9 protein-coding genes are annotated in these 14,098 nt (G+C 74.7%); 5 read left to right on the forward strand and 4 right to left on the reverse strand.

Going from position 1 to position 14,098, the window contains the following annotated elements; all coding sequences use genetic code 11:
• Window positions 1-3: 3 nt before the first annotated feature.
• Complete coding sequence (gene lpdA, locus G3T38_RS14210; RefSeq protein WP_163772962.1) at window positions 4-1,401, reverse strand: dihydrolipoyl dehydrogenase; 1,398 nt, start codon at window positions 1,399-1,401, stop codon at window positions 4-6.
• A 157-nt stretch (window positions 1,402-1,558) separates the two neighbouring features.
• Here lpdA and G3T38_RS14215 point away from each other — a divergent pair, with 157 nt between their 5' ends.
• From G3T38_RS14215 to G3T38_RS14225, 3 genes are read left to right on the forward strand one after another with little or no spacing between them, the layout of a single operon-like run.
• Window positions 1,559-2,257: a hypothetical protein gene (locus G3T38_RS14215; RefSeq protein ID WP_163772963.1), complete on the forward strand. Its 699-nt coding sequence runs from the start codon at window positions 1,559-1,561 to the stop codon at window positions 2,255-2,257.
• Window positions 2,257-3,528, forward strand: a complete 1,272-nt coding sequence (locus G3T38_RS14220; protein ID WP_163772964.1) for an MFS transporter — start codon at window positions 2,257-2,259, stop codon at window positions 3,526-3,528. Before G3T38_RS14215 ends, G3T38_RS14220 begins: the two co-directional genes overlap by 1 nt.
• Complete coding sequence (locus G3T38_RS14225; protein ID WP_163772965.1) at window positions 3,525-4,607, forward strand: TolB-like translocation protein; 1,083 nt, start codon at window positions 3,525-3,527, stop codon at window positions 4,605-4,607. The genes G3T38_RS14220 and G3T38_RS14225 overlap by 4 nt, the downstream gene beginning before the upstream one ends.
• Window positions 4,608-4,616: 9 nt before the next feature.
• Here G3T38_RS14225 and G3T38_RS14230 read toward each other — a convergent pair whose 3' ends face one another.
• Window positions 4,617-9,392 carry a DUF4082 domain-containing protein gene (locus G3T38_RS14230; RefSeq protein WP_163772966.1) on the reverse strand — a complete coding sequence of 1,592 codons (4,776 nt, stop codon included), beginning with the start codon at window positions 9,390-9,392 and terminating at the stop codon, window positions 4,617-4,619.
• Window positions 9,393-9,568: 176 nt separating this feature from the next.
• Between G3T38_RS14230 and G3T38_RS14235 the strand changes: the two genes are divergently transcribed.
• Together G3T38_RS14235 and G3T38_RS14240 are read left to right on the forward strand one after the other, a co-directional pair.
• A complete protein-coding gene (locus G3T38_RS14235) occupies window positions 9,569-10,390 on the forward strand; it encodes a purine-nucleoside phosphorylase (protein WP_338037662.1) in 822 nt (273 codons plus the stop codon).
• An 18-nt stretch (window positions 10,391-10,408) separates the two neighbouring features.
• The gene (locus G3T38_RS14240; protein ID WP_163772968.1) at window positions 10,409-10,984 is read left to right on the forward strand and encodes a TetR family transcriptional regulator; all 576 of its coding nucleotides are present in this window, start codon (window positions 10,409-10,411) and stop codon (window positions 10,982-10,984) included.
• Here the strand turns inward: G3T38_RS14240 and G3T38_RS14245 are convergent.
• Complete coding sequence (locus G3T38_RS14245; protein ID WP_163772969.1) at window positions 10,971-12,086, reverse strand: hypothetical protein; 1,116 nt, start codon at window positions 12,084-12,086, stop codon at window positions 10,971-10,973. The genes G3T38_RS14240 and G3T38_RS14245 overlap by 14 nt on opposite strands.
• 277 nt (window positions 12,087-12,363) lie before the next feature.
• Window positions 12,364-14,067, reverse strand: a complete 1,704-nt coding sequence (locus G3T38_RS14250) for an HtaA domain-containing protein (RefSeq protein WP_163772970.1) — start codon at window positions 14,065-14,067, stop codon at window positions 12,364-12,366.
• Between the last annotated feature and the right edge of the window lie 31 nt (window positions 14,068-14,098).

A 14,098-nucleotide genomic window follows, 5' to 3' on the forward strand; every position in this document is an offset into this window, starting at 1 on the left:
GGCTCACAGGTTGATCATGTGGCCGGAGATGCCGTGGATGGCCTCCTTGACCGACTCGGTGAGCGTCGGGTGCGCGAAGACGTTGCGCCCGATCTCGTCCGCGGTCAGGTCCCACTTCTGCGCGAGGGTCAGCACCGGCAGGAGCTCGGTCACGTCGGGCCCGATCATGTGCGCGCCGAGGATCTCGTTGTGCTCCGCGTCCGCGACGACCTTCACGAAGCCGACCGCCTCGCCGAGGCCCTGGGCCTTGCCGTTGGCGCTGAAGGGGAAGGTGGCCGTCTTGACGTCGTACCCCTTGTCCTTCGCCTGCTGCTCCGAGTAGCCGAACGAGCCGATCTGCGGGTGGCAGTAGGTCGCGCGCGGCACGAAGTCGAACTCGACCGGCATGGTCTCCTCGCCGGCGATGACCTCGGCGGCCACGATGCCCATGGCCTCCGCGACGTGGGCGAGCATGAACTTGCCGGTGACGTCGCCGATCGCGTAGACGCCGTCCGCGTTGGTGCGGCCGTACTCGTCGATCGCGATGGCGCCGCGCTCGGTCAGCTCGACGCCGGTGGCCTCGAGGCCGTAGCCGTCGGTGCGGGGCGCGAAGCCGAAGGCCGCGAGCATCTTGTCGGCCTCGAGCACCTGCTCGTCGCCGCCGGCGGCCGGGGCGACCGTGACCTTGACGCCGGAGCCCGTGTCCTCGACGCCCTTGACGGCGGTCGAGGTCAGGATCTTCACGCCGAGCTTCTTGTAGTGCTTGAGCAGCTCCTTGGACACGTCCGCGTCCTCGGTCGGCACGATGCGGTCGAGGTACTCCACGATCGTGACGTCGACGCCGAAGTTCTTCATCACGTAGGCGAACTCGACGCCGATCGCGCCCGAGCCGCCGATGATGATCGAGGACGGCAGGTTCTCGTCGAGGATCTGCTCCTCGTAGGTCACCACGTTCTCGCTGATCTCGACGCCGGGGACGGTGCGGACCTTCGCACCCGCGGCGATGATGATGTTGTCGGCCGTGTGGGTGGCGACCTCGCCGTCCTTGCCCTTCACCTCGATCGTCTTCGGGCCCGTGAACGTGCCCCAGCCGTCGATCTCGGTGATCTTGTTCTTCTTCATCAGGTAGTGGACGCCCTTGACGATGCCGGCGCTCACCTGGCGGGAGCGCTTGTGCGTCGGGCCGTACGACATCGTGGCGTCGCCCTCGATGCCGAACTTCGCCTTCTCGTGGGTCAGCGTGTGCGCGAGCTCCGCGTTCTTGAGCAGCGCCTTCGAGGGGATGCACCCGACGTTGAGGCAGACACCTCCCCAGTACTTCTCCTCCACGACGGCGACGGACTTGCCGAGCTGAGCAGCTCGGATCGCCGCGACGTAACCACCGGGGCCGGCACCAAGGACAAGGACATCGAAGTGGGTCACGGACCCCAGCCTAGCCACTCGGACGGGCTCGTCCGACCGCGCGGGTCGTACCCGGCGGTACCCGTCGGGTGACCTCGCTCTCGTCCCCTCCCCCGGATTGGGTACGTCGCCTCCCGAGCACCCACGACGGCCGCTCCCGCGGCCCTACCGTCCGCGTGTGTCCCCCCGTCCTGCACCCCGCCGGGCGAGCCGTCGTGCCGCCCGCCTGGCTGCAGCCGCGCTCACCGTGCTCGCCCTCGCGCTCGTGCTCCCGCCGACCCTCCGGGACGCCCACGACACGGGTCGCGACGCCCGCGACGTGCCCCCGTCGGCCGCGGGCACGAGCGACGCCGCCACCTCTCCTGGCAGCGCGGGTACGCCGGGGCACCTGCCGGGCGCGCCTCCCCCGTCCGGCGTCACCCCGACGAGCGGCGTCGAGGCCGCGCCGACACCGGCGGCGACCGAGGTGCCGGGGGACGCCGTCAGCGAGGCCGCGGCGACGAACCCGCCGGTCCCCGCGGTGGACGGCCCGTTCCCCGCGACGACCGAGAGCGCCGTCGGGCGTCTCGTCGCGTCGTACCCCGTCGACGTGCTGCCCCTCGCGCCGGGCACCACGGTGGGCAGCAGCAGCGTCTCCGTCTCCGGCGAGCGGGTGCAGGTGGCGCTCGTGGCCGACAGTGCGTCCGCCGGTGACGACGTGCTCGCGTTCTACCTGCGCACGCTGCGCGCGCAGGGCTTCGTCGAGGAGCCCGCCACGACGGCGCCCGGACAGGTCGCGGTGGCCGTGCGCCGCGCGGGCAGCTCGGTGGTGGTGACCACGGGGCCGGGCGACGAGGCGTACAGCATCTACGCGACCCTCCAGCGCGAGGACGCCTGATGTACCTGGCCCTGCGGGACGGGGGCGCCGCCGCTCCCCCGACCGCGGCCGCGGCCGGGGCGACCCGGACGCCGCACGGGCGTCGACGGGTGCCGAGGGTGGTCGTGACGCTGGGCCTCGTCAGCCTCCTCACCGACATCTCCTCGGAGTCGGTCGCGGCGGTCCTCCCCCTCTACCTGACCCTCGGGCTCGGCCTCTCGACCGTCGCGTACGGGCTGGTCGACGCGCTCTACCAGGGGGTCGGCGCCCTCGTGCGGGTCGCCGGCGGATGGGGTGCCGACCGCACCGGCCGTCCGAAGTGGGTGGCGTTCCTCGGCTACGCCACCAGCTGCGTCGCCCGTGTCGGCCTGCTCGTCGCGACCGGTGCCGGCGCCGTGGCCGCGGTGGTCGCGCTCGACCGGGTCGGCAAGGGGATCCGCACGGCGCCGCGGGACGCCATGATCAGCGCCGCCGCCCCGCCGGACGGCGTCGGGCTCGCGTTCGGGGTGCACCGCGCCCTCGACACGACGGGCGCGGTCCTCGGACCGCTCGTCGCGTTCCTGCTGCTGTGGTGGATCCCCGGCGGCTACCTGACGGTGATGGTCGCCTCGCTCGGCTGCGCGTTGCTCGGTCTGGCCCTGCTCGGCCTGTTCGTCGAGGACCGCCCGCGAGCGACCGCACCCGCCCCCACCGCTGACGACCCGGGCGGCTGGCGCGAGCTGCGCACGCCGGCGATGCGCCGGCTGCTCCTCGTCGCGGGCCTGCTCGGGGTGCTGACCATCGGGGACGGCTTCCTCTACCTCGCGCTGCTCGACCGGGGCGGCTTCGCCGTTCACTGGTTCCCGCTGCTGTACGTCGGGACGAGCCTCGCCTACCTCGTGCTCGCCGTGCCGCTGGGCGCCCTGGCCGACCGGTGGGGCCGTGCGCGCACGATGGTCACGGGCCACGGGGCGCTCGTCGCGGCGTACGGCGCCACGACCCTGCCGCTGGGCGCCGTCGGCACCACGGTGCTGACCGTGGTGCTCCTCGGCGCCTTCTACGCCGCGACCGACGGTGTGCTCGCCGCGGCGGCCGGGCGCATCGTCGCCCCCCGCTCCCGGGCACGCGGGATCGCGGCGGCGCAGACGGTCGTGGCCGTGAGCCGCATGGCCGCCTCCGCCGGCTTCGGCGTGCTCTGGTTCTGGATCGGGCCCGGCAGCGCGCTGCTCCTCGCCGCGGCCGTGCTCGCCGCCGTGCTGGTCCCCTCCCTCCTCGCGGTCCGCCGCCTCGACACCGCCCCGGCGGCGGCATGACCGGGCGCACGACCGGGCGCACGACCGGGCCCACGACCGGGCCCACGACCGGGCGGGGTCGCCTCGCCGTCCTCGGCGCCACGGTGCTGGCGGTGACGCTGCCGGTCACCGGGGTGGCGCTCCACCAGGCGGCCCAGCAGCGCGCCCGCGCGCAGGCACCGCCGTCGGTGCCGGTCGCCGCGGGCCCGATGACGGGCCTCCCCGACGACGAGGCCCGGCTGGTGTTCCGCCACACGGGGCTCGACCGCGACTACGGACACCTGGCCTCCGTGGCGCTGGCGGACCCCGGCGGCCCGCGGTCGATCAGCGGTACTGCGTGCGACCGCGTCGACGCGGTGCCCGGCCGCGCCTCCTGCCTCCGGGTCGAGCGCGGCGTGGTGACCCGCTACTCCCTGGTCGAGCTCGACGCGCGACTCGCGGAGACCGCCACGGTGTCGCTGCCCGGCATCCCCAGCCGCACCCGGCTCTCGCCCGACGGGTCGCTCGTCGCCACGACGACCTTCGTGACGGGCCACTCCTACCAGCAGTCCGGCTTCTCGACGGCGACGGAGATCCGCTCCACGGACGGGGGCGCCGACGCCGGCGACCTCGAGGCGTTCCGCCTCGTGCTCGACGGCCGGGAGGTCAGGCCGGCCGACCGCAACGTCTGGGGCGTCACCTTCGTCGACGACCGCACCTTCTGGGCGACCGTCGCCACGGGCGGCTCCACCTACCTCGTGCGGGGGGACCTCGGAGCACGGAGCCTCACCGCCGTGCGGTCCGACGTGGAGTGCCCCTCGCTCTCCCCCGACGGCGCGCGGCTGGCCTACAAGGTCGACGATCCCGGCCCCGGCACCCACTGGTCGTTCGCGGTGCTCGACCTGACCACCGGTCGGGAGACCGTGCTGGCCGGCGAGACCCGCGGGGTCGACGACCAGGCCGCGTGGTTGGACGACGACACGCTGCTCTACGGGGTGTCCCGGTCCGACGAGCCCGGCGTCAGCGACGTCTGGTCGCTCGACGTCGACCGCGCGGACGCGCTCCCGGACCTCCTCGTCGAGCAGGCCTGGTCCCCCGCGGTGGTGCGGCCCGAGCGTTGAGCGCGCGGCTCAGCCGGCGGGCTGGAACTCGAGGTCGACGAAGTAGTTGGTCGCGTTCCACGACCGGGTCGGGAAGCCGCCGCCCGCGCCGTACACGTAGCGCCCGTTGTCCGCCGCGGCCGCGGTGAGCGGCCCCGAGACCGCACCCGAGCGCAGTCCGCCCGACGTCACCGAGTAGTGCCCACGCGGCGCCAGGTAGGAGACGACGTAGGCGGTGCCGGCCGTCAGCCGCACCGGGGTCGCGAGCGCGGCGCTCTGCCAGCCCGTCGCCGACTCCCCCGTGAACGTCACGCGCCCGAGCAGCCGTCCGTCGAGCGTCCACACGGACCCGACGTGGGTGCCCGTGTTGCCTGCTCCCTTGTGGAAGCGGATGCGGGTGACGTCGCCCGTCGTCGTGGGCGTGACGACGACGCCGAGCTCGACGGCGGCGGAGTCGTCCACCGCGGCGACGGCCGGCACGGTCCCCCCGAAGAGGTTGTACGTCGCGGCCGGGGTCGCCGCCGCCTCCTCGGTGCGGAACGTCCACGTCGTCGTGGCCAGCGCGACGCCCTCCGTGGAGCGCACGCCCGCGAGCGTCGCCGTGTAGGTCGTGCCCGGCGCCAGCGGCTCGGCCGGGTCGAGCGTCAGCCCGCGCCCGTCCGTCGACCTGGTCGAGGACCCGGCGACGGACGTCGTGCCGTCCCGGAGCTCCAGCGTGCCGGAGGCCACGGGCACGGAGAGCCGGACCGTCACGTCGGTGTCGCGCGGCACGCCCGTGGCGCCCGGCTCCGGCGAGGACTCCTCGACGGAGACGGCCCGGGGGTCGGGCACGAACGTGACGTCGGCGAAGTAGTTGGTCGCGCCCCAGCTGTGGACGGGCAGCCCTCCGGCCGCGCCGTAGAGGTAGCGCCCGTTGGCCCCGGGGCTCGTGACGAGGTCGCCCGCGGCGTGGGGCTGCTCGAAGAAGCCGGGGGTCACGGCGTAGTGCCCGCGGGGTGCCAGGTAGGACACCACGTAGTCCTGCCCCGGCTGCACCACGACCGGTGTCGAGAGCGACGCGGTCTGCCAGCCGGCGGCGGACTCGCCGGCGACGGTCACCCGGGCGAGCCGCTGGCCCGACGCGTCCCAGAGGGAGGCCACGTGGACGCCGTCGTTGCCGGGCCCCTTGAAGAAGCGGAGCTGGGTGATCCGGCCCGGCCGCAGCGTGCGGAACGCCACCCCGAGCTCGACCGGCGCGCTCTCGTCGACCGCCGCCACCTGGGGCACGACGGCGCCGAAGAGCGTCTGCTCCGCCACCGCACCGGCCGGCTGCGTGCGGAACGTCCAGGTCTGGTCGGCCAGCGTCGCGCCGCCCTGCGAGCGCAGACCGGTGACCGTCACCCGCAGCTCGGTGTCGGGCGGCAGCGGCGCGTCCGGCGCGAGGCGCAGGCCGGTGCCGTCGGCGGTCGGCGTCGTGGTACCCGCGAGCGCGGTCCCGTCGCCGGCCTGGGTCAGGGCGATCCGGTAGCCCGACGCGAGCGGCGCGCTGAGGGTGATGCCGACCGGGGCCGACGACGCGACCTGGACCGCGCCCGGCGCGGGCGTCTGCGCGACCACCGCCAGGGGCGGCTCCCGCCGCTCCACCACGACGTCCACGAGGTAGCTCGTCGACGAGCTCGACGACGGGAAGCCGGAGCCGTAGGTGTAGGCGCCGGCCGCGCCGCCCACCTGCAGCGGGCCGCGGGAGAGGTCGGCGGTGGCGAAGGCGTTCGGCGAGGCCGCGTACCGACCCCCGGGGGCGCGGTACGACGCGACGTACTCCGCGCCGGCGTCGATCGCCACCGGGGTGGCGAGCACGAGCGTCTGCCAGCCGCTGGTGGACTCGTTCGTGAAGGTGCCCGTGGCGAGCGCCGTGCCGTCCGCGCGCCACAGCGTGCCCGTGTGCGTGCCGGTGTTGCGTGGCCCCTTGTAGAACCGGATCGCGGTGACCGTGGCGTCGACCGACGGCCGGAACCGCACGCCGAGGGTGACGGCCGCGGTGTCGACGTCCTCGAGCAGCGTGGGCGTCGTCCCCTCGTCGAACAGCGAGCAGGGGCACACCCCCGGGGCGGAGGCGGGCCGCGCGGTCGTGAAGCTCCACGCCGCCGTCGTCCCCGGGCCCACCCCCGCGCTGTCGCGCCCGGACACCGTCACGTCGTGGCGGACGAACCCGGCCAGCGGAGCGCTGGGACGGAACGTCACCGTGCGCGTCCCCGCGTCGTACGACGTCGTGCCCGCCACCGTCGCACCGCGGGCGTCGGTGACCCGGACCGCGACGGTGGAGGCGACGACGGGGCGGGAGAAGCGCGCCGCGACGACCGCGGAGGCGGCCACGGACGAGGACCCCGGCAGCGGTGAGCGCTGGTCGAGCACGAGGGGCGAGTCGTCGGTCAGGACCACGAGGGGGTCGACGAAGTAGTGGCTGTTGCCGTAGCTGCGGTCGGGGAAGTCGCCGACCGCCGCGAAGACGCCGGCGGGGGGTGCGCCGTACCCGCCGGCGACGGAGAGGGGGTCGGCGCGGAGGCCGGCCGCGCTGAACGCGTCCTCCTTGACGGCGTAGCGACCGACGGGCGCCGAGTAGGAGACCACGTAGGCCTCGCCCGCGGCGACCGGCACCGGGGCGGCGAAACGGACGGTCTGCCACCCGGTGGTCGTCTCGGAGGTGAAGGTCGCGGTGGCGAGCGGGGAGCCGATCGCCGACCACAGCGTGCCGGTGTGGGTGCCCGTGTTGCCGCTGCCCTTGTAGAACCGCACCCCGGTGACGAACGCGTCCCGCGTCGGCGTGAAGCGCAGGCCGAGCTCCACGGCCCCGGTGTCCGTCGCGGCCGGGACGGTCGGGACCGTGGCGCCGAGGAGCGAGCACGGACAGCTCACCTGCACGGCGCGGGTCACAGCCGCACCGATGCGGGCGCTGTCGTCGACGGCCCGCACCTGGAGCGGGACGGAGCCGACGCCGGTCTGCACCTGGTCGTAGGTCCAGGACGTCGTGCCGACGGCCGGGTGCCACGTCGCCCCGCCGTCGGTCGAGACCTCGACGCCCGCGACGCGGCCACCCCCGGTGTCGGTGGCGGTGCCGGCGTAGCGGACGACCTGGCCGTTGGGCACGGCCGCGCCCGCCGTCGGTGACGTGACGCTCACCGTCGGCCCCACGGTGTCGGTCGACGCGGTGGCGCGCACGAGCCCGGTCTGGAGGGTCGCGGGCTGCACGCCCATGTCGGCGAGGAGGTTCACCTGGGCCTGCTGCATGCGCACGTCGGGCGGCTGCGGGGCGGAGGGCGAGTCGTGCTCCCCGTCGAGGCCCCAGCTCCACTGCACCGAGCCGGCGCTGAACACCAGCGCGCCGCTGGGCGCGCGGTAGAGCGTGAGGTGGTGCCGCGTCGTGCCGGGCGCCACCGTGTTGCCGTAGTCCTGGAGGTACTCCGGCACGGCCCCCGTGGTCGTCGACAGCCGCACCAGCCCCGGGGGGCGGTGGCCGTTGTCGAGGTCCTCGTTGGACTCGTAGCCCACGGTGTGCGGCGCCAGCGTCGCGGTCGTGCCCGAGGCCAGGCCGGCCAGCGACGTGCCGCGCCACAGCCGGAGCCGTCCCTCCGCCGCGCTCACGCGCAGGGCGAGGTCGCTGTAGTTGACCATGTAGGCCGTGCCCGTCAGCGCGTTCTCGGGTCGGCCCGCGCCCGCCGTGGTGGGCGCGTAGCGCGGGTCGCGCCAGGTGCCGGTCCACTCGGAGGACGGGTCGATCTTCGCTCGCGACCAGGTCTCCTTGTAGGAGACGAGGGTCCGGTACGCCGTGCGGGACGGGTCCGCGGAGGGCTCCCAGCGCGTGCGCCAGTAGGCCTCGTTCCCGCTGAGGAACATCAGGTGCACGCCGGCGTCCCGGGCAGCCTCCACGTGGGCACGCTGGGCGCCGCTCCAGTACTCGTCGTGACCGACGGAGAGGAACACCCGGTGGTTCCTGAGCAGGGCGCCTCCACGGTCGGTGTCGACCCCGGCCTGGTAGGTCACGTCGTAGCCGTTGCGCTCGAGGTAGCGCACCATCGGGTACTCGTTCGCGAAGTAGAAGTCGCGACCGCCGATGCCGCCACGGGTGAGCATCGGCCGGTTGTAGCTGATCTTGTGGGCGCGTCCGTTGGCGGCGCCGGTGTAGAAGTCCGCTCCCCCGTAGGTGTTGTAGGCCTGCCAGGTCGTGTCGGACGTCTGGAACACCACGTCCGAGGTGCTCGCGTCGTTCCGCACGACGAAGGTGATGTGGCTGGCCCCGCCGGTGTCGGTGCGCTCCAGGCGAGCGACGTAGACGCCCGAGACCGCCGTCGTGGGCACGGTCCACGACGCGGAGACGCCCCAGCTGCCGCAGTCGTAGAGCTCGGTGGCGGGGTCGGAGATGCACTCCGGCTGCACCTGGGGCAGCGGCGCCGACGGGCTCACCCTCGCGATCTCGCGGGCGCCGGCGCCGCCGTACCAACCGGTGCGGTAGATCGTGATGCGGTAGGCGCGCGCGTCGGTGTCGACCTTGAAGTCGACGCGGTCGCCGAGGTCGACGCTGATGTCGGTGGCGAAGCCCTGGATGGACGCGTCGCCAGCACCGTCGATGTCCCACGTCTCCGGCGGTGTGCCGGGCTTCGCGTTCTCGCAGGCGATGACGCTGCCTCCCGCTGCGCAGGGGTCCGCGGCGGCGCTCGCGAGCGCGGCCCCGCGGGCGGGGGCGACGGCCGACGCCAGGGTGCTCGCGACCGCGAGCACCAGGACGAGCAGTACGGCGGGCGCGGCAGGCGCGCCGGAGCGGCGGGGGATCACGGGTGCAGGGTGGGACCGGCCGGGGCGTCCCGGCGTCGACGAGAGGCGCTGATCCCCCAGATCGGGTAGCCGTCCTGCGGCACCCGCCGTGCCGGAGGTCACGAATGGGCTACGACCGCCCGCCCGCGCCGTTTTTCGCGCGCTCGCGCGCGGGTCGCTGCCCTAGAGTCCGCCGGGTGAACGCCCCTCAGCACGCCGCCCCCACCACCACCGCCGCCGAGGACGCCCAGGCCGCCGCCGCGCGCCTCGCCGAGCTGACGGGCGTCGAGCAGCACGACGTCGCCGTCGTGCTGGGATCCGGCTGGCTGCCGGCCGTCGACATGCTCGGCGAGACCGTCGCCGAGATCGCGACCACGGACCTCCCCGGCTTCATCGCTGCCGCGGTCGCCGGTCACTCCGGCAAGATCCGCTCGGTGCGCGCGGGCGACCGGCGGGTGCTCGTCTTCCTCAGCCGCACGCACTTCTACGAGGGCAAGGGCGTCCGCGCCGTCGTGCACGGCGTGCGCACGGCCGCCGCCGCGGGCTGCCGCACCATCGTGCTCACCAACGGGTGCGGCGGCCTCAAGGAGACCTGGTCGCCCGGCACGCCCGTGCTCATCAGCGACCACATCAACCTGACGGCCCGCTCCCCCATCGAGGGCGCGGAGTTCGTCGACCTCACCGACCTCTACTCCTCGCGCCTGCGCGCGCTGTGCCGCGAGGTCGAGCCCGACCTCGACGAGGGCGTCTACGTGCAGTTCCCCGGCCCCCACTACGAGACGCCGGCCGAGATCGGCATGGTGCGGGCCATCGGCGGCCACCTCGTCGGGATGAGCACCACCCTCGAGGCGATCGCCGCCCGCCAGGCGGGCCTGGAGGTCCTCGGCATCTCCCTCGTCACCAACCTCGCCGCCGGGATCAGCGGGGAGCCGTTGGACCACGCGGAGGTGCTGGAGGCGGGTCGCTCCGCCGCCACCCGGATGGGATCCTTGCTCGGCGCGGTCGTCCCGCGCCTGTGAGCGTCTAGGAGCCGGCCCGTGCCGAAGATCACCGGGGAGTCCCTGTCGGCCCATCGCGAGCACATCCGCGAGCGGGTCTTCTCGGCCTTCGTCGACCTGATCGGCGAGCGCAGCTTCGACGCCGTGACCATGGCGCAGCTGGCCTCGCGCGCCGGGGTGGGTCGCACGACGATCTACCACCACTTCCCCGACAAGGACGCGGTCGTCGTCGCGTTCGCCTCCCACGAGACCAACCGCTACCTCGACGACCTGCACGGGGTGCTCGACGACGCCGGCTCGGCCACCGAGCGGCTCCGCCGCTACGTGCGCCACCACCTGGCCGAGGGCGAGCAGTTCCACCTCGGCCTGGGGCCGCAGGTCTACGGTCTGCTGTCCGACGCGTCCCTCCGCGAGATCCGGGAGCACGTCGTCGCCGTCGAGGCGGTGCTCCGCGGGATCCTGGAGGACGGCGTGGCGTCCGGCGAGTTCACCGTCACCGACGTGGCCGCGGTGCTGCCGCTCGTCCACGCCTGCCTCAACCCCCGCCAGGTCCCCGCGGAGTCGGTCGTCGCCTTCGTGCTCGGCGGCGTCGGCGTCCCCCTCAGCGCACCGTGAGGGTGCGCGTGAGGGTGGAGGCGTGGAACAGCGACGAGCCCCGGTAGCGCACGTCGACCCGGTAGCTGCCGCGCGGCAGCGCCGGGAGGCCGGTGACCCGCGTCCCGTCGGTGGCCAGCTGGAGCTCGCCCGAGTACCAGACCCCGCGGCCGGCCGCCGTGTAGATGCTCACCGTCGCCCGCCCCTGCGGGGGTGCGACGGCGGAGCTGTTCGTGAACGCGCCGACCTTGATCCGCCCCGCGCGCGTGGGGGTGGGCGTCTGCTGCACCGAGGCTCCCGTCTGGCTGAGCCCCTGCGTGACCCGGAAGTCCCAGGAGGCGACGAGGCCGTCGCCCGCGCCGTCGGCGCTCACCGAGAACTCGGCGGTGTAGCGCCCCACCGGCACCCCCGGGGGCACGTCGAAGCGGGCGAGCTCGTCCACGACGCGCTTGGTCTGGGGCGCTCCGAGCCCGGAGAGCGTCACGGACGCTCCCTCGCTGCCGCGCACCGCGACCCAGATCCGCGACGTGGTCGCGTAGCGCTGCGTCGTCGAGCCCTCGATCCCGATCGAGGTGCCCGGCTCCAGGGCGTCGAAGTCGAGGTCGAGCGCTGACTCCAGCACCGAGCCGTCGTCGGTCCAGGCGAACACCGCGTACGCCGTGCCCCGCTGCAGGCTCGCCGCCTCGGCCCGCACGGTGTCGGTCGCGACCCCGGTCGCGCCGGCGCCGTCCGGCGCGACGTCCTCGGCGGGGACCACGGTGTGGCCCGGCAGGGTCGCCGGGTCGACCGTGAGCACGTCCGTGCCGGCCGGCGCGACCGCGAGCTGGATCGGGCTCTCCGCGGGGAGCGTGATGCCGCGGACCGTGGCGAGCACCTCGAGACCCTCGGCGTTGCTCTGGCGCAGGACGCGGTGGTCGAGGGAGCCCAGCTCCGTGGCCGTCGGCTCGGCGGCGGTCACCGTGCTCACCGCCGTCACCGCGGGCACCGTCGGCACGCCCGCGTGCGCTGCGACCGGGGCGACCAGCGCGGGGCCGCCGAGCGCGAGGGCGAGGACCGGCGCGAGCGCGAGGCGCCTCCGGGCCGGGCGGACGGGGCGCGCAGGGATGACGGGGGCGTCGGTCATGGCTGAACCTTTCCGAGAATCAGGTCGGTGAACCGCGTCCGCCGACCCTAAGCCCCGGCGGGACGCCCCGAACACCACGGGACGGTCACGAATGTGCCGGGCGCGGGCGACCCGACCCGGGGACCGACAAGAAGTGGGACGTCGGTACGCCGCCGACCCGGCCCGCGCCGTACCAACCGCACAGTCCGGCGCGCTCCCGGTCCCGGGCCAGAACGACGGGCGCCCCGCCGACCGACCCCGAGGCCGGTCGACGGGGCGCCCGTGGCCCGAGGACGGATCAGCGCACCGTGAAGGTCCGCTGCTGCGAGGCGCCGAGGGTGAGGCTGCTGCCGCCGTAGGAGATGTCGAGGCGGTAGCTGCCCTTCGCGAGCTTGGGCAGCTGCAGGCGGACGGTGCCGTTGGACAGCACCTTGACGCCCGAGTACCAGACGCCGCGGCCGGCGGAGGTGTAGAGCCGCACGACGGCCTGACCGGCCGGGCGGGCGACCTGGCCGGCGCCGTTGCCGGCGTGGGCGACGCCGACGAGGAGGTTGCCGGTGCGGGACGGGGTCGGGGTGGTGCTCAGCGAGTGGCCGAGGACGGGCTGGCCCTTGTAGACCGTGAAGGCCTTCGTGAGGACGACCGGGTCGGCGCCCTGGGTCGCCAGGGAGAACCGCGCCGTGTACGCACCGGGCTTGAGGCTGGCGGGCACGCGGAACGCGGCACGGCCGAACTCGATGGTCGCGGTCTGCGCGGCGCCCACGCCGGTCAGCGTGACCGTGCCGGCACCGTCCTCGACGCCGCCGACCGACACGCCGACCCAGTTGGTGGTGGCGTAGCGCTGGGCGACCGCGCCGGCGAAGGTGAGGGTCGCGGGGGTGGGTGCCTCGAGCTGCGACCAGTCGATCTCGACCGCGGTCTCGGTGTCCTGGCTGTCGTTCGAGTGGGTGTGGGCCTGCCACGTGTAGAGCGCGTACTGCTTCGTCGGGTCGAGCTCGTCGGTCGGCGCGTTGAGCACCGACGAGAACGCGCCCTCCGTGATACGGCTGGGGGTGATCCAGTCGACGGCGGCGAAGGCGTCCTGGCCCTCGCGGTCGTCGACGGGCGGCAGCCCGCCGGCCTCGGCGAGGCCGACGTAGACGCCGTTGTCCCCCGGCTGGGTGACGGCGCGGAAGCCCTGGCCCTTCACGGACAGGGTGAGGCCCTCGGTCGGGTCGGCGCCGAGCGTCTCGTACGTGACCGTCGGCGGGGCGACCGGCGCCGCCTCGGCGACGAACGACGAGGGGTCCTTCTGGCTGTCGCTGCTCGCGCCCGAGGCGTAGAAGTGGGCGCGGACGCCCGGGGTGAGCGCACCGAGGAAGTCCGGGCTGAACGACTGGCCGTCGACCGGCTGCCCGGACGGGATGCCGAGGGCGGTGGCCTCCGCGGACCCGGCCGGCAGGACGCCGGCCCAGTCGGGCGTGGCGGTGAGGGTGCCGACGCCCTCGCCGTCCGTCCAGCCGTCGCCGGCGTCGAACGTGGTGACGACCACCCGGGTCGGGTCGGTGCTGGCCTCGGGGCTGCTGGGGCCGGTGCTGGCGTTCCAGGCGGAGACGACCGCGCTGATCTCACCCGCGCCGTCGGCGCCGACGGTCACGACGGGGTCCGCGAGGGTGACCGTGTAGTAGGTCGTGCCGCCGAAGGCGAACGACCCGGCGACGGAGCCGTCGTAGGCCACGGACGCCTCGTCCGTGGCGGGGTGATAGGTGCCGACGCCGCCCGGGAACGTGATGACGCCCGTGGACGCGTCCTCGGTCGCGCCGTCGCCCAGCACGTGGGTGGACAGGTGGCTGTCGAAGCGCTCGGAGATCTCCCACTGCAGGGTCAGCGGGGCCGGCGTCTCGTCGGCCGCCTGGGCCGGCGCGGTGGCCAGGGCCAGCGGGGCGGTCACGAGCGCGGCGACCGTCAGGGCCGCGCTCGTGCGGACGCCACGACGGGCGCCCACGCGGGTCAGGGTGGACATGGTGGTTCCTTTCTCGGGGACGGACGCCGGG

The sequence above is a fragment of the Nocardioides zeae genome (genome assembly GCF_010686755.1).
Lineage (GTDB): Bacteria > Actinomycetota > Actinomycetes > Propionibacteriales > Nocardioidaceae > Nocardioides > Nocardioides zeae.

What these genes read in the sequence shown, in the direction of transcription:
- G3T38_RS14220 (WP_163772964.1), top strand. Translation starts at nt 2,257, where the DNA reads ATGTACCTGGCCCTGCGGGACGGGGGCGCCGCCGCTCCCCCGACCGCG.
- G3T38_RS14245 (WP_163772969.1), bottom strand. Translation starts at nt 12,086, where the DNA reads ATGACCGACGCCCCCGTCATCCCTGCGCGCCCCGTCCGCCCGGCCCGG.
- G3T38_RS14225 (WP_163772965.1), top strand. Translation starts at nt 3,525, where the DNA reads ATGACCGGGCGCACGACCGGGCGCACGACCGGGCCCACGACCGGGCCC.
- G3T38_RS14250 (WP_163772970.1), bottom strand. Translation starts at nt 14,067, where the DNA reads ATGTCCACCCTGACCCGCGTGGGCGCCCGTCGTGGCGTCCGCACGAGC.